Here is a 20,694-nt window from a genome sequence, read left to right as displayed (position 1 = left end):
CCCTTCCTGCGCGCCCATCCATGTCCGCACAGGAAACTCCCCTTGGCGGACGCCCCAGGCTGCGCATACTTGCGGGCATGCCATGGCGCCGACCCTCCTCCTGGCCCCTGCCTGCTGCCCTGATCCTGGTCCTGGCGGGATTCTCCGCCAACTCCCTCCTCTGCCGGGCGGCCCTGGGGAGCGACTTGGCCGATGCCGCGAGCTTCTCCTTCCTCCGCCTGGGCGGAGGCGCCCTGGCCCTCCTGCTGCTGCTGCACCGGGGCAGGACCACCTTCATCAGCGCGCTCCACCCGGGACGGGCCCTGGCGCTGGCGACCTACGCCCTGGCCTTCTCCTTCGCCTACCGGGCCCTGACCGCCGGAACGGGCGCTCTCCTGCTCTTCGGGGCGGTCCAGGCCACGCTGTTCGGACTGGCGCTTGCCGGCGGGGAGCGGCTGACGTCGAGAAAGGGGACCGGGGCGGCGCTGGCCTTCGCCGGACTGCTGGTGCTCACCCTCCCCTCTGCGCATCGGCCCCAGGCCTGGGCGGCCCTGCTGATGCTGGTCGCGGGCGCCGCCTGGGGTGCCTACACCTGGCTGGGACGGGGATCCTCCCGGGCCCTGGTGGACACGGCCGCCGCGTTCCTGGGAGCCACGGCCCTGGCGCTGGGGCCCCTCCTCCTGGCGGGGAACCGGCACCTCACCCCGACGGGGGCGCTGCTCGCCCTGGCCTCGGGAACCCTGGCCTCCGGCGCCACCTACGCCCTCTGGTACACCGTCGTGCCCAGGCTGGGAGCCATCCGGGCCGCGGTGGCCCAGCTCGCCGTGCCGCCCCTCACGGCCGCCGCCGGCGCCGTCTGGCTCGGTGAAGTGCCCGGAGCGCCGTGGTTCCTCGCGGCCGCCCTCACCCTGGGGGGCATCGGCCTCGCCCTCACGGGGGCCTCGCCCGAAGCCCGCCGGGAGGAGGCCGTACCCGAGTAGGCCGCCTACTTCAGGGTGAAGGCCACGACGGCGCCCTTGGCCTGGCCGGTGCGGACCTGGAAGATCCGGGCCGGATCGGCCTTGCCCGTGTCCAGCAGCCAGGCGAGCACGGCCTTGGCGCGGGCGTCCGCCAGCTGGGCCAGCTCCGCGGGATCCACCTTCTGGACGCCCAGGAGGCGCTGCTCCATTTCTGCCGGTGGCGGGGGCGGGGCGGGCTTCTCGCCCTTGGGGGGCTTGGGCGCTGGGAAGGCAGTGTCGTATGCCGCCTTGAGCCAGCGCTCCCGCTCGGCGGGCGGCACGGGAGCCTCCTCCGCCTTGAGGCCCTGGGCCCGGGCGCGGCGCAGCAGGGCCTCCAGCGAAACCTTGCGCAGGGCCCCGCCATCCTGGCCCTCGTCCGCGGCGCCCTCGGCCTCCAGCCGCAGTTCGGGCCGTTCCTGGAGCGCCTTGGCCAGCCCCTGGAGCTTGGCCGTGGCCGCGGCGTCCAGGGCGCTGGAACCGGGCGCGAAAGCCACGCTGCTGAGGTCGCCGGCGTCGCCGCCGAAGAGCTTGCCGATCAGCGTGAAGGGGGAGGCGGCGATCTTCCCCAGCAGGTTGAAGATGGCCTTCCACACCAGCTTTCCGTACTTCACGTCGGGATCGTCGAGGTTGCCCTCGATGGGCAGGTCGAAGGCGATGACGCCCTTGCGGTCGCGGAGGATCGCCAGGCCCAGCTTCACGGGCAGGCCCGTGGCGTCGGGGCTCGGCACCTTGTCGCCCAGGTAGAACTGGTCGAGCTTCACGGCGTTCTCGGACTTGAGGTTCCGGTGGTCGATGCGCAGACGGGCGTCCACCACCAGCTTGCCCTTCTGCACGGTGTAGCCCAGGTACTTGCCCGTATAGGGCGTGAAGTCCGTGAGGTCGGCGCCCTGGATCCTCAGGGCCACATCCGTGTCCAGGTCGTGGCGCAGCGGCATGGCGTGGCCCGTGATGGTGATGGGCGCCAGACCGCCGGCCCGGCCCTTGAAGTCCACCTTGGACACCGCATCGGGGCGGCCGGAGAGGCCCAGGTAGCTGCCTTCCAGATCGCTGAGCACCAGGGCCGCATTGGGCTGCACGGAGCGGTCGATGAAGCTGAGGCGCCCGCCGGTGATGGCGAGTTTCTCGATGCCCAGGTCCGGCGCGGCGGCGGGTGTGGCGGGCACCACGGCGGCGGTGACCGCCGGGGGCTTGCCCTCCGGGGCCAGGCGCAGAGCCCGGGCCACATTCGTGCTGCCGTCCGGCTGCATCACGAGCCGGCCCTCGGGCTCGGTCCAGTCCACGGTCTGGACGGCCACGGACATGGGCGCGGTGTGGATATCCGCGCCCGTCAGGCGCAGGGACTTCCAGCGCACGAAGGGCTCGTTCAGGGCCGCGTCCCGGGCCTCCAGGGCCTGCACGGAGGCGGCGCCCCGGTAGGTGACGCCATCAGTCTTGCGACCTTCGAAGGCGAAGCGCACACGGCCGTCGGCCCCCAGCTTCCCCGAGGCGATGCGCAGGTCCAGGGCCGTGTCCAGGTAGGGATCCCAGGGGGCCAGCTCCACCCCCTCGGCCTTCAACTGGAGATCGCCGGCGGTCTTGAAGGGGGACAGGGTGCCCTCCGCCTTCAGGGAGCCGGCGCCCAACTTCAGCTCCAGGGAGGCCTGGCTGGAGGCCTTGGGATCCAGGCTCAGGTTCTTCCAGCCCAGGTTCACGTCCGTGGCCTCCACCTTCACGGGCCGCGCAGGTCCCAGGTCCTCCCAGCCCACCCGGAAGCCCTTCAGGGCCAGGTCGCGGATCAGGAGCTGGAGCGGTTTCTCATCTTTCTTCTTCTCCTTGGGCTTGGGCGGCGTGAGGAGGCGCACCAGGTTCAGGGCGCCGTCCTTGGTGGCCTGCACCCTGAGGACGCCTTGCTCCGCGGTGATGGAGCCCAGTTCCACCGAGGGCGCCAGCAGGTCGGCCTTGCCCTCCTTGACCTCGAGCGAGGGCAGCTCGATGACGGGCTCAGCGACGCCCCGCTCGGCGATCTTCAGGTCCTTCACGCTGAGATCCAGCCCCGACAGTTCCGCGACGTGGTGGCCCTTGGACCACTCGAAGCGGTACTGGGTCCGCACCATGCCCGTGCCGCTGCGGATCTCGCTGGAGACCTGCTCCTGCTCATAGGGGCGGTACTTGGGCAGCGACAGGTTCTCCAGCAGCAGGGTGCCCTTGGAGGCGAAGGGCTGGAAGCCCAGGTCCCCCTTCCAGGCCACGTGCTCCTTGGTCTCCGTCCAGGCCTCTAGGGAGACGCCGCTGCGGTGGCCGACCTCGGTGCGCAGGTTGTCCAGGCGGAAGGCGATGGGCCCCAACTCCGAATGGAAGGGGGCCGAGGCGGAGCGGTCCAGGAACTCCACCCGCCCGTCCTGTAGCTGGAAGCGGCGCACATCCAGGATCCAGGCCGATGGCGATGCCTCCTGGGCGGGGGCGCCCGGCTTCTCCTCCTCTTCAAGCAGATCCTGGAAGTTGAGGCGTCCCTCGGGGTCCAGGACGGTTCGGACGGTGAGGCCGTCGACCTCGATGATCGCGAACCCCACCGTGTGGCGCAGGAGCCGCCAGACGTAGGGGTTCACGTAGGCGCGCCGGAGGGTGATCCAGTCCCCGCCGCCCCGCTCGGCCACCCGCAGGCCTTCGACGGTGACCCCGAAGGTGAAGGGGTTGAAGCGCAGCCGGGCCACCGTGGTGGGCCGCTTGAGGGCCTGGGTGGCCGCCCGCTCGATGCGGGGCTTCGCCAGAGCCGGAATCAGGAAGAAGCCCACCAGGATCCACAGCGCGTAGACCCCGGCCAGCACCAGGATCAACCGGCGCCACCGGCGGAAGAAGGCCGAGAGGGAGGCTGGAATGGGCATGGAAGAAGCATAGACCTTCCCGTGCGGTGTGATTCAAGCCACTTCCCCATTCTCAAGACCTGCCCGAGACGGCTATCCTCCTTCCGTCGCGGTGCCGCCAGGACTGCCACCCCCGAGCGTGTCGGCGCATCGCTGGACCGAAAGGCATAGGACCATGCCGATCCGACGCGTGGTGATCCTGGGAGCCGCCGGGCGCGACTTCCACAACTTCAACACCGTGTACCGGGACAACCCCGCGTACCAGGTGGTGGCCTTCACCGCCACCCAGATCCCGGGCATCGAGGGCCGCCGCTACCCGGCCGTGCTCGCCGGGAAGCTCTATCCCGAGGGCATCCCCATCCTCGACGAATCGGAGCTGGTGGACCTCATCCACCGCGAGAAGGTGGATGTGGCCGTCTTCTCCTACTCGGACGTGCCCCACGCCACAGTCATGCACCTGGCGAGCCTCTGCATCGCCCACGGCTGCGACTTCGAGCTGCTGGGCGCGGACAAGACCATGATCAAGTCCACAAAGCCCGTCATCGGCATCACCGCCGTGCGCACGGGCGCAGGCAAGAGCCAGACCACCCGCTACATCAGCAACATTCTCAAGAAGCTCGGCAAGAAGGTCGTGGCCATCCGCCATCCCATGCCCTACGGCGACCTGGCCAAGCAGGCCTGCCAGCGCTTCGCGGACTACGGCGACCTCGACAAGCACGAATGCACCATCGAGGAGCGCGAGGAGTACGAGCCCCACATCGACAATGGCTTCATCGTCTACGCCGGCGTGGACTACGAGCAGATCATCCGCAGCGCGGAAAAGGAGGCCGACGTCATCCTCTGGGACGGCGGCAACAACGACCTGCCCTTCTACAAGAGCGACCTCCACCTCTGCATCGCCGACCCCCTGCGCAGCGGCCACGAGATGGCCTACCACCCGGGGGAGGCCAACTTCCGCATGGCCGACATCATCGTGATCAACAAGTGCGACAGCGCCAAGGAGGCCGACATCAAGGCCATCGAGGACAACGCCGCCCGGGTGAACCCGAAGGCCCGCGTCATCCGCGCCCACAGCCCCGTCACCTGCGACAAGCCGGAGCTGGTGAAGGGGCGGCGCGCCCTCGTCATCGAGGACGGGCCGACGCTGACCCACGGCTCCATGACCTACGGCGCCGGCGTGGTGGCGGCCAAGGCCGTGGGCGCCCACGAGATCGTGGATCCCACGCCCTACGCCGTGGCCTCCATCGCCGCCACCTACCGCAAGTACCCCAACGCACAGGGCATCCTGCCCGCCATGGGCTACGGGGACCAGCAGGTGAAGGACCTGGAAGCCACCATCGAGGCCACGCCCTGCGATGTGGTGATGAGCGGCACCCCCATCGACCTCACCCGCATCCTCAAGGTCACCAAGCCCATGACCCGCGTCCGCTACGACCTGGCGGAGATCCGCGAGGGGGTGCTGGAGGGGGAGGTGCGCAAGGCACTCGGCATGTAGGCAACGCACGGTGGGAGGGGTCATCGAACCCCTCCCGCCTCAGGTAGGCTCGATCGTCCGGGAGGTCCCATGACCCGCCTCTTCCAACCCCTCACGCTCCGCGGCCTCACGCTGCCCAACCGCATCGCGGTGTCGCCCATGTGCCAGTACCAGGCCACGGACGGGCTGGCCAATGACTGGCACCTGGTCCATCTGGGAGGCCTGGCCCAGGGGGGGGCGGGGCTGGTGATCACGGAAGCCACGGCGGTGGTGCCGGAGGGCCGCATCAGTCCCGATGATCTCGGCCTCTGGAACGATGCCCAGGCCAAGGCCCTGGCCCGCATCGCGCACTTCATCGCTTCCCAGGGCGCCGTGCCGGGCATCCAGCTGGCCCACGCGGGACGCAAGGCCTCGAACCCGGCGCCCTGGAAGGGCAGCGGGAGCCTGCCCGCCCCGGCGGGCGGCTGGACGCCCGTGGCGCCCAGCCCCCTGCCCTTCGATGCCGGGTGGACCCTGCCCACGGCCCTGGACGAGCCCGGCATCCTGGCCCTCATCGAAGCCTTCATGGACGCGGCCCGCCGCGCCGTGGCCGCGGGCTTCCGGGTCATCGAGGTCCACGCCGCCCACGGCTACCTGCTGCACCAGTTCCTGTCGCCCCTGTCGAACCACCGCACCGACGCCTACGGCGGCTCCTTCGAGAACCGGACGCGCCTGGTCCGCGAGGTGGTGGGTGCCCTGCGAAACATCCTGCCCGAGGAGGTCCCCCTCTTGGCGCGGATCTCCGCCACCGATTGGGTGGAGGGCGGCTGGACCCTCGACCAGTCCGTGGCCCTGGCCAAGGACCTGAAGGACCTCGGCGTGGACCTGGTGGACTGCTCCTCCGGCGGCCTCGTGCCCCGCGCCGAGATCCCCCTGGGCCCCGGCTACCAGGTGCCCTTCGCCGCCCGGATCCGCGCCGAGGCCGGCCTCCCCACCGGCGCCGTGGGCCTCATCACCGGCGCCGAGCAGGCGGAGCAGATCCTGGCCCAGGAATCCGCCGACCTCGTCCTCCTGGGCCGCGAGCTCCTGCGCGACCCCCGCTGGCCCCTGCACGCCGCCCAGGCCATGGGCGCCGAAATCGCCTGGCCCGCCTCCTACCTGCGGGCCGCGGGAAGCTCGGTGCCGATGCGACAGCCGCTGGCCAGTCACTGACAGCTGACAGCTGATAGCTGATAGCTGATAGCTGAAACCTACATCGCCCGGAACAGCGCCAGCACCCGCACCTCGTCCGCCCCGCTCTCCCTCAGGACCTGGGCGCAGCGCAGGAGGGTGGTGCCGGTGGTCCACACGTCATCCACCAGCAGCACGATCCCGCCCGGCAACGCACCCCGCCGCAGCGTGATGGCCTTCCGGGGCAGGCGGCGACGGGCGCTCTCCGTGCGCGTGGCCTGGCGCCCGCGCCACCAGCCCTTGGCCAGCAGGGACTCATAGGGACGACCGGCGCGGTCCGCCACCACCCGCCCGGCCTCGGCGGCCAGGTCGAATCCCCGCCACAGGCGGCGCGGCAGGGCGCTGGGGGCCGAGGTCACCCGGTCCGCCTCCTGCACCCAATCCGGCAACGCCGCCAGGGTCAGGTGCCGGAGGAGGGCCTTCCGCCACCCCGTCTCGCCCCGTTTGATGCCCGGCAACACGAGCGCCCCGAAGGGCGGACGCCCGCCGTGGTAGTCCCACAGGGCCTCGCCCAGCTCCCAGGCCACCGGCTCCGGACAGGGGCCTTCGGCGTGCGGCAGGGCGCATCGCCCGCAGCGGCCCACGGGGAGCGGTTGCAGGCCCTGCCAGCAGCGGGCGCAGAGCCCCGCCTCGGCCTCCGCGTCCACGGGTCCCAGGCAACCCCGGCACAGGAGCAGGGAACCCCGCGCCCGCGCGAGGCCGTCCAGGAAGGTCGTCGGCAGCATGGGGGGCATCTTACCGAGATCCATTCGGTGCTAGCATCGCCGGAAGCCCCCTGGCCCATCATCCTGGAATTCCCTTCCGGGCCCCCGTCCCGGATCGCATGGAGTTTTGTTCATGTCGACCGAATCCCGCCCCACCTCCCAGGTCTTCGCGCGGAAGCCCCTGGCCCTGCTCCTCGAAGAAGCCAAGGGCGAGAACCGCCTGCGCCGCATCCTCGGCCCGGTGCAGCTCACGTCCCTGGGCGTGGGCGCCATCATCGGCGCCGGCATCTTCGTGGCCACGGGCGCCGCGGCCCACAACATCGCGGGTCCGTCGCTGATGCTCTCCTACGTGGTGGCGGGCATCACCTGCATCTTCGCGGCCCTGTGCTACGCCGAGTTCGCCGCCATGGTGCCCGTGGCGGGTTCCGCCTACACCTACGCCTACGCCACCCTCGGCGAACTGTTCGCCTGGATCATCGGCTGGGACCTCATCCTCGAGTACGGCGTCTCCAGCGCCGCCGTGGCCACGGGTTGGTCCGCCTACTTCCAGAGCGCCATCAGCAAGATCGGCATCCACATCCCCAAGCTGCTGAGCGAGAGCCCCTGGAAGTACGACCCGGCCACGGGGCATTTCGCCTCCACCGGCGCTGCCATGAACCTGCCGGCCCTGATCATCGTGGCCATCGTGACGGCGGTGCTGGTGAAGGGCATCCATGAGAGCGCCAACTTCAACGCCGCCATGGTGGCCATCAAGGTGGCCGCCGTGCTCTTCGTCATCGGCGTGGGCGCCTTCTTCATCGATCCGGCCAACTGGCATCCGTTCGCCCCCTTCGGCTGGACCGGCCTGAACGTCTTCGGCCATCACGTGGCGGGCCAGACCGATCCGGCGGGGGCGCCCATCGGAACCCTGGCCGGCGCGGCCATCATCTTCTTCGCCTACATCGGGTTCGACTCCGTCTCCACCCACACCGAGGAGGCCAAGAACCCCCAGCGGGACGTGCCCATCGGCATCGTGGTGTCCCTGATCCTCTGCACGGTGCTCTACATCGCTGTGGTGGCGGTGCTCACGGGCATGGTGAAGTACGACCAGCTCGACATCAACGCGCCGGTCTCCATCGCCTTCAGCCAGAAGGGCCTGGGCTGGGCGGAAGGCATCATCGCCGCCGCGGGCGTGGCGGGCATCACCTCCGTGCTGCTGGTGATGATGCTGAGCGGTCCCCGCGTCTTCCTCGCCATGGCCCGGGACGGCCTGCTGCCCAAGGCCACTTTCGGCGACGTGCACCCCAAGTTCCGCACCCCCTGGAAGTCCACCATCCTCATCGGCATCTTCGTGGGCACCCTGGCGGGCTTCCTGCCCATCGACGCCCTGCTGCACCTGGCGAACATCGGCACGCTGCTGGCCTTTGTCATCGTCTGCGCCGCCGTGCTGATCATGCGCAAGAAGCATCCCGAGGCCGAGCGGCCCTTCCGCTGCCCCTGGGTGCCCTTCGTGCCCGTCATGGGCGTGCTCACCTGCCTCCTGCTGATGTTCTCCCTGCCCACGGCCAACTGGTGGCGGCTCATCACCTGGCTGGCCCTCGGCTTCGTCATCTACTTCCTCTACGGGAAGAAGCACAGCGTCATGAGGCAGCAGGCCAGCTAGGAATCGTCTATGTCCATCTGGGATGACCTGACCCCGTCGAAGCGCTGCGACTGGATCGACCAGCTGCGGGGCTGGGCCGTGATCGTGATGATCGAGGTCCATGCGGTCAACGTCTGGCTGCACGCCGGTCTCCGGCCGGACTGGCTGAACTACCTGAACGGCCTGGTGGCGCCCAGCTTCACCCTGGCCGCCGGCTACAGCCTGGTGATCTCCACCTTCCGCACGGACGGCACGCTGCGCCCCTTCTGGCCAGACACGGCCCGGCGCCTGGGCTTCATCCTCCTCTGCGCCTACGCCCTGCACGCCCCGGGCATCACGGCCGCGGACTGGACGGTGCTCAACACCGCCCAGAAGGCCCGGGAGCTCTTCAAGATCGACGTGCTCCAGTGCATCGTGTTCTCGCTGCTCATCCTCCAGGGTCTCGCGCGGCTGGTGCGGAACCCGCGGGTCTTCACGGTCCTGGCCCTGGCCCTCGCCATCTTCGTGCCCCTGGTCTCGCCCTCCCTGTGGGCCACGGGCGTGGCGGACGGCCTGTGGCTGCCCATCCGCGGACTCTTCAACGGCAACCCCGACCGCGGCGTGCAGGCCCTGTTTCCCCTCTTCCCCTGGTTCGCCTTCCCGGCCTTCGGCGCCTTCCTGGGGGGGCTCTACCGGCACTTCCGCGTGGTGCAAGCGGAAGGGAAGGCCCGCTGGAGCGAGGCGCGCTTCCTCGCAGGCCTGGCCGTCCTCGGCGCCATGCTGCTGGCCTGGGGCGCCTCGGCCCAGCACGCCTGGCTCTGGGGCGGCACCTGGCTCCAGCACAACGGTGTCTGGATGCTGCACAGCAAGTCCGGGGCCTTCACGTACGCGGAGCTGGGGGCCATCTCCAACGCCACCCTGCCCAGCGTGGCGGCCCGCCTGGGCTGGATCCTCCTGGGCGGCGCCCTCATGGGTGCCGTGGACCTGCTGCGTCCGCGCTGGAAGGGCCCCAATCCCATCGACGCCGCCAGCCGGGAATCGCTGCTGCTCTACATGCTGCACCTCAACCTGATCTTCAGCGTCCTCCTGGCCCCGGCGGTGGTGGCCCTCACAGGCTGGGGCTGGGGCGACCTGGGCTGGGCGGGCACCCTGTCGATGACAGCCCTCATCATCGCCCTCAACCTCGCCGTGGGCGTCTGGTGGCAGAAGGTGCGGAAGACGCCGGACCTCATGCGCCGCCTCCAGCACCGCGCCGTGGCCGTGCTGGGCGTCTGGTTCGTGCTGGGCGGCTGGTGGACCTTCCGCCACTTCCTCCAGAGCCCCGAGCTGGCCAAGGAACCCTACGGCTTCCTGAACGCCGCCCGGGCCCGCAAGGGCCTGCCGCCCACGCCGGATGGCCTCTGCCGCGACCCGGAGGAATACTTCCGCGAGGCCGGGCGCCGGAAGCTCCATCTCAGCGACGAAGCCAAGGCCGACCTGGCCCGGCAGATCCTGGCCCGCGGCGGGAGCCGATAGCGGCCGACGGCGGAAGCCGCTGGTCCTCGGCGAAACCCGTTAGAATCAATCCAATCATGGCTGAATCCGGCGGCAGCGCCCCCACATCCTGGCTCCTTCTGGCCGCCCTGGCGGTGCTCCTCTACCGGGGAACCACCATGGCGCTGCAATCGGCCTTCCACGCCCTGCCCTCCCTCCAGCGCCGCCGGCTCCTGGAGGAGGACACCATCCGCGACCCGCACCTGGCGGCGCTCCTGGAGCGGCCCCGGACCCTGGGCCTGGGCCTGGAGTTCTGGAACAAGGCCCTCTTCCTGGTCCTGCTGGGCCTCCTCTGGCCCTTCCGGTCCATCCTCCCCGGCGGCGGCTGGACCCTGGGCCTCCTGGTGCTGGCGGGGCTCTGGGGCATGGACCTGGCCCTGCCTGCCCTCCTCACCTCCGCCGATCCGGGCCGCTGGCTGATCCGCCTCTTCCCCTTCTACGCGCCCATCCAGCCCCTCCTGGCCCCCCTGGTGGACCCCGTGGCCCGGTTCATCGAGCGGCGCTCCCAGGAGCGCGCGAAGGACGCCGATCCCGAGGACGCCACGGAGGAGGCCGTCACCGCGCTCCTCGAGGAGGGCGAGGCCGAGGGCATCCTGGAAGCCGGCGACCGGGAGCTCATCCGCAACGTCGTGACCTTCGGCGACACCCTCGTGCGGGAGGTGATGACGCCGCGCACGCGCATCGCCGCCGTTCCCCTGGAGGCCAGCATCCAGGAGGCCTGGCAGACCTTCACGCGGACCCGCCACTCGCGGCTGCCCGTCTATGAAGGCAGCATCGACCACATCCGCGGCGTGCTCCTGCTCAAGGACCTCATCCAGCTTCCGGATGGCGACCAGCCCCCCCTCGCCACGCTCATCAAGCCCCCCCGTTTCGTGCCCGAGAGCAAGCCCGTGATGGACCTGCTGCGGGAGATGCAGCGCACCCGCACCCAGCTGGCCATCGTGGTGGACGAGTTCGGCGGCCTCTCGGGGCTGGCCACCATGGAGGACCTGCTCGAGGAAGTCTTCGGCGAGATCCAGGATGAGCACGAAGCGCCCGCCGGTCTGGTGGTGCAGGCCCCTGGTGTCTACGTCGTCTCGGGCCAGGCCCATGTGGATGACGTGGCCCAGCGGCTGGGCCTCGCCTGGGAGCGGGACGGCTTCGACACCCTGGCCGGCCTCGTCCTCGCCCGCCTGGGCCGTGTGCCCCGCCCCCAGGAGGCCGTGGACGTCGAAGGCGCCCGCCTCACGGTGCTGCGGATGGAGGGGACGCGGATCGTGCAGGTGCGGGTGGAGCGGACATAGGTCCGGAGTCCAGACACATCCCTTCAACCTGTAACCTGGATCCTGGAGCCACTCCGCATGATCCGTCGCATCCTCATCCTCCTGGCCATCCTCGGCCTCCCGGTCACCCTGCTGCTGGTGCGCCGCATGCAGCGGAGGGCCCTGGTGCCGCAGCCCCGGGGCATGGTGCTGGGGCTCTACGCCGGCATGCCGGACTACGACTACCACGAGGAGCTGGACCGCATCGCGGCCACGGGCGCCACCTGCGTGAGCCTCCAGGCCATCTACCGCATGGACACGGGACACAGCAACGAGATCCGCCGCCATCCCACCTCCAGCCCCACGGAAGAGAGCCTGCGCCGCACCTTCCACGAGGCGAAGGTCCGGGGCCTGCGCATGATGTTCTTCCCCACCATCAACCTGCGGGACGAGGCGGACAACGCCGACTGGTGGCGCGGCAACATCGAGCCATCCGACTGGGACCTGTGGTGGCGGAACTACACGGACTTCAACGTGCGCCTGGCGGCCCTGGCCCAGGAGGGCGGCGTGGAGTGGTACAGCCTCGGCACCGAGATGGCCTCCACCCACCGCTTTCCGGACCGCTGGCGGGCCCTGGCCGCCGAGGTCCGCAAGGTCTTCAAGGGCAAGCTGGTCTACAGCGTGAACTTCGACAGCCATGACAGCTTCACCTTCGGCGACTGCCTGGATGTCATCGGCATCAACACCTACGACCCCATCGCCAAGTACGACGAGTACCCCACCCACGACCAGATCCGCGACGCCTGGTGGTGGATCGTCTACAAGGCCCGCACGCTCTCGGCCCGCTTCGCGGACGCCAAGGGCCCCAAGCCCGTGATGATCACCGAGGTGGGCTACCCGAGCGTGGCCCATGCCCACGTGGGCCCCTGGGACTTCCGCACGGACAAGCCCGTGGACCTGGCCCTCCAGAACGAGCTGCTCAAGGGGGCCTTCGGCGTGCTTCGGCACTGGAGCGACGGCGACGCGGTGTTCTACTACCTCTACGGGGAGAACCTCAACCGGAAGCCCGTCGGCGGCCCCCTGGACCGCACCTATGCCGTGTGGGGCAAGCCCGTCGAGGCCACCCTGCGGACGTACTTCCACGAGCCCATCTGGGAGGGCCACATCCCGCCCAAGGCCGAGAACCTCCATGAAGCCATGGTGCAGTCCCTCGTGAGTTGGCACCGCAAGGTGCGGGACTACGAGGACGCTGAGCTGCCCCCCTGGGTGATGGACTGGGAGGCCCGGCACCCCGTGGACGCCGCCGAGGCCCTGGCCATCCTCGCCAAGGAGCCCACGCCGGCGCGTAAAATTCCCAAGGGAGAGGCCCGGTGACGGTATCCTGGAGGCAGGTGCCATGAACCCAGCCGCCCATTCCCGCCTCCGTCCCGACCTCGACGCCCCTGGGCGCACCCTGCTTGTCGTGGAGGACGACCGGGCCACGCTCAGCCTCTACCGGGCTGGCCTGAAGGGCCTCCAGGGCTTCCGGATCCTCGCGGCCTCGAACGGCCAGGAGGCCCTGGAAGTGCTCCGCCAGGAGGCAGTCCACGTGCTGGTCACCGACCTGGACATGCCCGTCATGGACGGCTTCAACCTCATCACCAAGGTGGGCCGCCTCTACCCCCAGATCCCGGTCATCGTCATGACCGGCCTGGACGAGGGCCAGCACCTGAACACCCCCCTGGACCTGGGGGCCGTCCGCATCCTCTCCAAGCCGCTCCGCCTGGGGCACCTCATGGAGGTGATCCGCACGGCGGTCCAGGCCGAGCCCGTGGGCGTGATCCGGGGCCTCACCCTCGGCAGCATCCTCCAGCTCCTGGCCTGGGAGCAGAAGTCCTGCACCCTCACGGTCAGGTCCCAGGCCGGCATGGGGCTCCTCTACCTGAAGCGCGGCGAGGTGATCCACGCCGCCTACCGCGACCAGAGCGGCTTCCCCGCGGTCTACGAGATCCTCACCTGGGACCGCCCGGACATCGAGTTCGTGGAGACCTGCCGGGTGGAGCGGACCATCGACACCCCCCTCACCGAGCTGCTCCTGAACGTGGCCCTGATCAGCGATTCCCTGGGGCCCGAGGGCGATCCGGACCCGTCTGCGGGCCGGGCCGGAATTTGACAGTTCGCGCCTCCCGGGGTGCAGGTATGGGACTTTCGTCAAAACCGGCCGGCCGGGGGAGCCAAAGGGCACCCACCGGGGAATAATGGCGCGTGTGCGGCCCCGAGGGGCCCCCTTCCCAGGCAGGTGTCCATGTCTCAGCTGAAGCCCTTCCGCGCCTACCGCCCCCGGCCCGAGCTCGCCGCCCAGGTCGCCGCCGTGCCCTACGACGTGGTGAACACCCAGGAGGCCGCCGAGCTGGCGAAGGGCAATCCCCACTCCTTCCTCCACGTGGGCCGCCCCGAGATCGACCTGCCCGCGGGCACGGACGTCCACGCCGACGAGGTCTACGCCAAGGGCGTGGCCAACCTCATGGCCATGATCGAGAAGGGCACCCTCATGCACGAGGGCCTGCCCAGCCTCTACGTCTACCAGCAGCGCATGGGCGACCATGTGCAGGCGGGCCTGGTGGGCCTCTGCTCCGTGCAGGAGTACGAGAACGGCACCATCAAGCGCCACGAGTTCACCCGGAAGGACAAGGAGGACGACCGCACCCGGCACGTCACCGAGCAGAACGCCAACGCCGAGCCCGTCTTCCTCACCTACAAGGCCGTCCCCTACATCGATCACATCGTCAATGACATCCGGAAGCTGCCACCGGTCTACGACGTGGTCACGCCGGACGGCATCGGCCACACCGTGTGGGTCGTCACCGGCGAGCCCGTGATCTGCGAGCTGGTGAACCTCTTCAACGGCGTGCCCGCCCTCTACATCGCCGACGGCCACCACCGCACCGCCGCCGCCATCCGCTACGGCCAGGCCCGCCGCGCCGCCGCCGGCGCCTCCGCCACGGGCGACGAGCCCTTCGAGAGCTTCATGGCCGTGGTCTTCCCCCACGACCAGCTCAAGATCATGGACTACAACCGCGTGGTGAAGGACCTCAACGGCCTCAGCCAGGAGGCCTTCCTGGCCAAGGTGCGCGAGACGTTCGACGTGGCCCCCGCCGCCCACCGCAGCCCCAAGGCCCCCACCACCTTCGGCATGTATCTCGGCGGCGCCTGGTACGAGCTGAAGGCCAAGCCCGGCACCTACCCCGCCAGCGATCCCGTCCGCGGCCTGGACGTCAGCATCCTCCAGGAGAACCTGCTGGGCCCCATCCTTGCCATCGACGACCCCCGCACCAACACCCGCATCGACTTCGTGGGCGGCATCCGCGGCATGGACGAGCTGGAGCGCCGCGTGAAGGAAGGCTACGCCGTGGCCTTCTCCCTCTACCCCACCTCCCTCGACCAGCTCATGTCCGTGGCCGATGCCGGCGAGGTCATGCCGCCCAAGTCCACCTGGTTCGAACCCAAGCTGCGCTCCGGGCTGCTGGTCCGGATGTACGAAGGCTGAACGGAGATCCGCATGCACACCCTCATCGCCGACGCCTTTGACGCCAAGCTGCCGGAGCGCCTCGCCGCCTTCGGCACCGTCAGTTCCGACATGGCCACCCTCGGGCAGGCCAACGTCCTCCTCGTCCGCTCCAAGACCAAAGTGGACGCAAGCCTCCTGGCCCAGGCCCCCGCGCTCAAGCTCGTCATCCGCGGCGGCGTGGGCATGGACAACGTGGACAAGAAGCTCTGCGCCGAGAAGGGCGTCAAGGCCATGAACACGCCCCGGGCCAGCAGTGTGGCCGTGGCGGAGATGGCCATGGCCTTCATGGTGGCCATCCCGGCCCGCCTCATCGAGGCCCACACCTCCATGAAGGAGGGCAAGTTCCTCAAGAGCGAGCTGAAGCGCACCGAGCTCTACGGGAAGACCCTGGGCCTCATCGGCGCCGGCAACATCGCCACGGAAGTGGCCAAGCGCGCCCAGGCCTTCGGCATGGAGGTGATCGCCTACGATCCCTACCTCAAGGAGCACCCCATCGCCAAGCTGGTGAGCCTTGACGAGCTGGCCGCCAAGTCCGATGTCATCAGCCTGCACCTGCCCCTCACCGACGAGACCCGGGGGATGGTGAACGCCGCCTTCCTGGCCAAGGTGAAGGAGGGCGTCATCCTCATCAACACCGGCCGCGGCAAGTGCATCGTGGATGCCGACCTGGCCGCCGCCCTGCACAGCGGCAAGGTCCGCGCCTACGGCACCGACGTGTGGCCCAGCGACCCGCCCCCGGCCGACTGCCCCCTGCTCCACGCTCCCAACGTCTTCATGGCCCCCCACCTCGGCGCCAGCTCCAAGGAGAACCTCGGCCGCATCGGCGACGAGGTCGTGGCCATCCTGTCAGACTTCAAAGCGTGAGGAGATCCCCCATGACCCATCGCGTGATCAACTTCTACGCTGGCCCCGCGGGGCTTCCCCTGCCCGCGCTGGAGCGCGCCCAGGAGGAGCTGCTGGACTTCGCCGGCACCGGCATGTCCGTCATGGAGGTCAGCCATCGGTCGAAGGAATACGACGCGGTGCACGAGGAGGCCATCGCCCTCACCAAGGAGCTGATGGGCCTGCCCAGCAACTACAAGGTGCTGCTGCTCCAGGGCGGCGCCCACCTGTCTTTCGGCATGATCCCCCTGAACCTGCTGCGCGGAGGCCGCAAGGCCGACTACATCGTCACCGGCAACTGGGCGGAGAAGGCCACCAAGGAAGCCAAGCTCGTGGGCGGCGACAACGTCCGCGTGGCCGCCAGCACCAAGGAGCTGAAGTACAGCCGCCTGCCCTTCGCCGACGAGATCAAGGTGGGCCCCGACAGCGCCTTCGTGCACTTCACGTCGAACAACACCGTGGAAGGCACCCAGTGGCACGAGTTCCCGAAGGTCGGCGATGTGCCCTACATCTGCGACATGAGCAGCGACATCATGTGGCGCCCGTTCGACGTGAGCCCCTTCGGCCTCATCTACGGCGGCGCCCAGAAGAACCTCGGCCCCTCGGGCGTGACGCTGACCATCATCCGCGAGGACTTCCTCGAGATGTGCGAGGCCCAGGACCTGCCCAGCTACCTGCGCTACAAGATCCACGCCGAGAAGAACTCGCTCTACAACACCCCGCCCACCTTCGGCATCTACATCCTGCGCAACGTGCTGGCCTACAACAAGAGCATCGGCGGCCTGAAGGCCATCGAGGCCAGCAACAAGCAGAAGGCCGAGCTGCTCTACGGCTGCGTCGACAAGCACAGCGGCTTCTACAAGGGCTTCGTCACCGAGAAGGCCCACCGCAGCGTCATGAACGTGGACTTCTTCCTGCCCACGCCCGAGCTGGACGACCAGTTCGTGAAGGAGGCCAAGAAGGCCGGCATGGTGGGCCTGAAGGGCTACCGCGACATCGGCGGCATCCGCGTCAGCACCTACAATGCCGTCACCGTCGAGAACGTGAAGACCCTCGTGGACTTCATGGAGCAGTTCGTGAAAGTGAACGGGTAGGTCGGGGGCGCATCCCCTCTGCGAAACCAGAGGCGCCCTCCAGCGCCTCTGGTTCGTCAGGAACGGGCCTCCGAGCGAGGCTGCATCCCCACCACGATCTCCTCGATCCTCCGGTCCTTCTCCTCCCAGATCCCGTGCAGCCAGGCCTGCATGCGGGCGCGGAAGGCGGGATCGCCCTCGTAGTCGCCGCCCAGCAAGTCCTTGGGGATCTCCAGCTCGCGCACCCGCACCACCACCTGCTTCACCTTGCCCGAGAGGAAGTCCCAGAAGCTGGGCACACCCTCGGGGTAGACGATGGTGACATCCAGCAGGGCGTCGAAGCGCTCGCCCATGGCGCTCAGTGCCGTGGCCAGGCCGCCTGTCTTGGGCTTCAGCAGATGCCGGTAGGGCGAGCCCTGGGCCGCGTGCTTGGCCCGGTTGAACCGGGTGCCCTCCAGGAAGTTCATCACCGAGGTGGGGATCTGGCGGAACTTCTCGCAGGCCTTCCGCGCCGTGGCCAGGTCCTTCGACCGGCTCCCGCTGCGGCGGCGCATGAAGGGGAAATCCAGGGCCCACCAGGCCAGACCCATCACCGGCACGTAGAGCAGCTGGCGCTTGAGGAAGAACTTCAGGAAGGGCACCTTGCGGTGGAAGACCTTCTGCAGCACCAGGATGTCCACCCAGCTCTGGTGGTTGCTGCTCACCAGGTACCAGCCCTTGCGCCGCAGCCCCTCATGGCCCGCCACATCCCACCGGATGCGCTGCACCAGGGCCATCCACCAGCCGTTCACGGCGATCCAGCCCTCGGCCATGCCGTTCAGCAGCCGGTCCGTGCCCCGGCGGACCGCCCCGAAGGGCAGGGCCAGCTTCACCAGGGCCACGGGAATCATGCCGGAGAAAATGGCCAGGACATTGGCCACCAGCATGGAACCGGCCACGCTGCCCTTGAAGGTGGACCACAGACGCTTGAGCATTCCGAACTCCGACCTTCCAGTTTACCGGACCTTCCCGCAAGTCCAGGGCGCCCGGCAGGGCGTCGGGCCGAGATCGGAACCCGGACTTGTTACACAACTGGTTTCATCAATTTAAGCCATTGAACACGTGACGATCAGGAACGCAGAGATCGCAGAGACGCCCATTGGGTGCTCCGTGTTCTCTGCGGATCCAGCTTTTCCAGCCTGTGGCTCGGCGATAGACGGAAATGCTTCAACGATCGGCGGGCCTCAGCCCCAGCCCAGCTCCTCCAGCCGGTCCTCGCCGATGCCGAAGTGGTGGGCGATCTCGTGGATGACCGTGGTGGCGATCTCTCGCCGCAAGTCGTCCTCGTCCGGGCAGTCCTCCAGGAGGGGACCCCGATAGATCGTGATGCGGGGCGGCAGGTCGCCGGATTGCGCCGGCCCCTCCGTCAGGGCCCGGCCCGAGTAGAGGCCGTAGAGCGTCTCGTCCTCGGGCACGCCCAGGTCATCCAGCAGCGCGTCCGGCGCCCAGTCCTCGAGAACCACCGCCACGCCCTCCAGGTAGGGCCGAAACTCCTCCGGGACGAGCGCCAGCGCTTCATCCACCAGCTTGCGGAACGCCCGGTCGGACATGTGCATGGGACGAGGCTACTCCTTCCGGAAAAGAGAGGTCAGCCACGGATGAACACAGATGAACACGGATGAACACGGGTGAGGGGCCTGGGCCCATCCGTGTTCATCTGTGTTCATCTGTGGCAAAAAATCACAACCCGTCCAGCGGGCTCGCCACACCGCGGCCGCCGCGGTTGAGCACATGGGTGTAGATCATCGTCGTCGCGACATCCTTGTGCCCCAGCAGCTCCTGCACCGTGCGGATGTCATGGCCCGCGGCCAGCAGGTGGGTCGCGAAGCTGTGGCGCAGCACGTGTGGCGTGACGGGCTTCACCAGCTCCGCGGTCCGACCCGCCAGGCGCACCGCCTTCTGCACACTCTCGGGGTGGAGGTGGTGGCGCCGGACGACGCCGGAGCGTGGATCCGCCGAACGTTGAACGGACGGAAAGACCCACTGCCAGCCCCAGGCCCGCGCCGCATGGGGGCCCTTGACCCCCAAGGCGTCCGGCAGGGGGGCCTCCCCGAAACCTTCCTCCAGGTCCCGGGCATGCAGCGCGCGCACGCGCTCCAGGTGCGCCTGGAGAGGCTCGGCCAGGCGGTCCGGCAGCATGGTCACCCGATCCTTGCCCCCCTTCCCGTCCCGCACCACGATCTCCCGCCGCTCGAACTCCACGTCCTTCACCCGGAGGCGCAGCCCCTCCATCAGCCGCAGGCCCGTGCCGTACAGCACCTGCGCGACCAGGGCCATCCCGCCCTCCATCTGGTCGAACAGGGCACGCACCTCCCCGGGCGTGAGCACCACGGGGAGCCGCGGCTGGCGCTTGGCCTGCACCACTTCGGACAGCCAGGGAAGATCCACCACCAGCAGATCCCGATAAAGGAAGAGCAGGGCCGCCTTGGCCTGGTTCTGCGTCGAGGGCGACACCCGCCGATCCACCGCCAGATGGCTCAGGAAGGCCTGGACCTCCCCGGCCCCCATGTCCCTCGGGTGCCGCTTGCCATGGAAGAGGATGAACCGCCGCACCCAGTCCACATAGGCATCCTCCGTCCGGAGGCTGTAGTGCCGGACCCTCAGCCGCCCTCGCAGCTGGTCCAGGAGCCGCGGCGGCTGCCCCGCCTCCCCTTCGATCCGCCCCCCACCCGTCTGCCTATTTCCCCCAAGCATGGCTCCCACCCCGATCGGTCCAGTCCGCCTATTGCGCTAACGATTGCGCTACCCTTGCCCAGTCTCTTCCCCAGAATTCCACGCGCCACATGATTTTATCGCTTTTTTTTCGCCGCGCCACCCCACCCATCCAGTTCGCCCAATCGCCCAAACACAAACCCTCCCCCTCCAGCCCATCCCCAGGACTAGGCGAACTCCCAACCACCCAACCGCCATCGTCCAATTCAAAGTTAGGGCTCCCAGCTTGAACAATCTACAAGTCTTCGAACTAAGACAAGACTGGGCCTTTGGACAGTTGGGCTCGCCTCAGGCCAAGGACTTTCCCTTATACTTCGAGCCCGCGTCAGAAGATTCCTTTTATCAAAACTGGTCATCAATTGAGATCACTCTTAGCGGGCAATCACTTGAAGATGGGAAACCGGTTCCTGATTTCTCTCAGTTACCCCCCGATGTCTTTCTATTTAGTCAATGCGCCGTTGATGCCCTGAATGATTTACTTCTTGCACATGGGAATCTATACCCGACAGTCTCCCAGTTAGGCAAATTCTGGGCGTACCGAATCACTACTTCTATCCCCGCTCTGAACCTTGGCAAATCCGTCGTTCGCAGAAGCGCCTCTGGCTCCATTAATCTTGTAAGTAAATTGACCTTCGAAACCAGTTTAATCGGCGATTCCCACATCTTTCAGATTCCTGAATTACCATGCCGAGCTTTTGTAACAAACGAATTCGCAAGGCGGGTCTACGAGTTCAAACTTTCAGGTATCGACCTACATGATTCAAATGAACCATACTCCTACTAAGATCGCCCTAACCCTCCGCTCAACTCGGACCCCGCCTGCATTGCCCCCCGCTCTCTCTCAGCTTCCCGCTTCCTCGGCT

The 20,694-nt window shown here is 68.5% G+C and carries 17 protein-coding genes; 12 read left to right on the top strand and 5 right to left on the bottom strand.

Translation table 11 applies throughout. From position 1 onward, the window contains the following. The first annotated feature begins 77 nt into the window (after window positions 1-77). Entirely contained in the window at window positions 78-959 is an 882-nt protein-coding gene (locus MLJ35_RS09440) for a DMT family transporter (protein WP_243384140.1), read from the top strand. 5 nt (window positions 960-964) lie between these two features. Here the strand turns inward: MLJ35_RS09440 and MLJ35_RS09435 are convergent, their stop codons facing one another. Further along, a complete protein-coding gene (locus tag MLJ35_RS09435) occupies window positions 965-3,838 on the bottom strand; it encodes a DUF748 domain-containing protein (protein WP_243384139.1) in 2,874 nt (957 codons plus the stop codon). Between the two features lie 154 nt (window positions 3,839-3,992). Here MLJ35_RS09435 and MLJ35_RS09430 point away from each other — a divergent pair, with 154 nt between their 5' ends. Both MLJ35_RS09430 and MLJ35_RS09425 read left to right on the top strand, forming a co-directional pair. Further along, window positions 3,993-5,312: a cyclic 2,3-diphosphoglycerate synthase gene (locus MLJ35_RS09430; protein WP_243384138.1), complete on the top strand. Its 1,320-nt coding sequence runs from the start codon at window positions 3,993-3,995 to the stop codon at window positions 5,310-5,312. Window positions 5,313-5,381: 69 nt separating this feature from the next. Further along, on the top strand, window positions 5,382-6,482 hold the full coding sequence (locus tag MLJ35_RS09425; protein ID WP_243384137.1) for an NADH:flavin oxidoreductase/NADH oxidase: 1,101 nt from the start codon (window positions 5,382-5,384) through the stop codon (window positions 6,480-6,482). Between the two features lie 38 nt (window positions 6,483-6,520). On the opposite strand, the gene MLJ35_RS09420 is transcribed toward MLJ35_RS09425, so the two are convergent. After that, a complete protein-coding gene (locus MLJ35_RS09420) occupies window positions 6,521-7,234 on the bottom strand; it encodes a ComF family protein (RefSeq protein ID WP_243384136.1) in 714 nt (237 codons plus the stop codon). A 103-nt stretch (window positions 7,235-7,337) separates the two neighbouring features. Here MLJ35_RS09420 and MLJ35_RS09415 point away from each other — a divergent pair, with 103 nt between their 5' ends. From MLJ35_RS09415 to serC, 8 genes are all read left to right on the top strand, one after another. Then, on the top strand, window positions 7,338-8,846 hold the full coding sequence (locus tag MLJ35_RS09415; RefSeq protein ID WP_243384135.1) for an amino acid permease: 1,509 nt from the start codon (window positions 7,338-7,340) through the stop codon (window positions 8,844-8,846). Window positions 8,847-8,855: 9 nt separating this feature from the next. Continuing rightward, window positions 8,856-10,319 (top strand): heparan-alpha-glucosaminide N-acetyltransferase domain-containing protein, encoded by a 1,464-nt coding sequence (locus MLJ35_RS09410; protein WP_243384134.1) that lies wholly within the window; start codon window positions 8,856-8,858, stop codon window positions 10,317-10,319. Window positions 10,320-10,375: 56 nt separating this feature from the next. Further along, the gene (locus MLJ35_RS09405) at window positions 10,376-11,620 is read left to right on the top strand and encodes a hemolysin family protein (protein ID WP_243384133.1); all 1,245 of its coding nucleotides are present in this window, start codon (window positions 10,376-10,378) and stop codon (window positions 11,618-11,620) included. A gap of 57 nt (window positions 11,621-11,677) precedes the next feature. Then, window positions 11,678-12,952 (top strand): glycoside hydrolase family 113, encoded by a 1,275-nt coding sequence (locus MLJ35_RS09400; protein WP_243384132.1) that lies wholly within the window; start codon window positions 11,678-11,680, stop codon window positions 12,950-12,952. Window positions 12,953-12,974: 22 nt separating this feature from the next. Further along, window positions 12,975-13,730 carry a response regulator gene (locus MLJ35_RS09395; protein WP_243384131.1) on the top strand — a complete coding sequence of 252 codons (756 nt, stop codon included), beginning with the start codon at window positions 12,975-12,977 and terminating at the stop codon, window positions 13,728-13,730. Window positions 13,731-13,862: 132 nt separating this feature from the next. Continuing rightward, entirely contained in the window at window positions 13,863-15,104 is a 1,242-nt protein-coding gene (locus MLJ35_RS09390) for a DUF1015 domain-containing protein (RefSeq protein ID WP_243384130.1), read from the top strand. 12 nt (window positions 15,105-15,116) lie between these two features. After that, window positions 15,117-15,989 carry an NAD(P)-dependent oxidoreductase gene (locus MLJ35_RS09385; protein WP_243384129.1) on the top strand — a complete coding sequence of 291 codons (873 nt, stop codon included), beginning with the start codon at window positions 15,117-15,119 and terminating at the stop codon, window positions 15,987-15,989. Between the two features lie 11 nt (window positions 15,990-16,000). After that, window positions 16,001-17,101 (top strand): 3-phosphoserine/phosphohydroxythreonine transaminase, encoded by a 1,101-nt coding sequence (gene serC / locus MLJ35_RS09380; protein WP_243384128.1) that lies wholly within the window; start codon window positions 16,001-16,003, stop codon window positions 17,099-17,101. A 56-nt stretch (window positions 17,102-17,157) separates the two neighbouring features. Here serC and MLJ35_RS09375 read toward each other — a convergent pair whose 3' ends face one another. The 3 genes from MLJ35_RS09375 to MLJ35_RS09365 form a co-directional block, all read right to left on the bottom strand. Continuing rightward, window positions 17,158-18,054, bottom strand: coding sequence for an acyltransferase (locus tag MLJ35_RS09375; protein WP_243384127.1), 897 nt, complete (start codon window positions 18,052-18,054; stop codon window positions 17,158-17,160). 249 nt (window positions 18,055-18,303) lie between these two features. Then, complete coding sequence (locus MLJ35_RS09370; RefSeq protein WP_420843035.1) at window positions 18,304-18,669, bottom strand: metallopeptidase family protein; 366 nt, start codon at window positions 18,667-18,669, stop codon at window positions 18,304-18,306. Window positions 18,670-18,799: 130 nt separating this feature from the next. Then, window positions 18,800-19,813, bottom strand: a complete 1,014-nt coding sequence (locus MLJ35_RS09365; protein ID WP_243384125.1) for an integron integrase — start codon at window positions 19,811-19,813, stop codon at window positions 18,800-18,802. 43 nt (window positions 19,814-19,856) lie between these two features. Here MLJ35_RS09365 and MLJ35_RS16240 point away from each other — a divergent pair, with 43 nt between their 5' ends. Beyond that, entirely contained in the window at window positions 19,857-20,615 is a 759-nt protein-coding gene (locus tag MLJ35_RS16240) for an imm11 family protein (protein WP_420843034.1), read from the top strand. Window positions 20,616-20,694 lie beyond the last annotated feature (79 nt).

This window comes from Geothrix alkalitolerans (assembly GCF_022808885.1).
Classification (GTDB): domain Bacteria; phylum Acidobacteriota; class Holophagae; order Holophagales; family Holophagaceae; genus Geothrix; species Geothrix alkalitolerans.
Note: the sequence above shows the minus strand (reverse complement) of the source record. Positions and strands in the feature narration are given on the sequence as shown.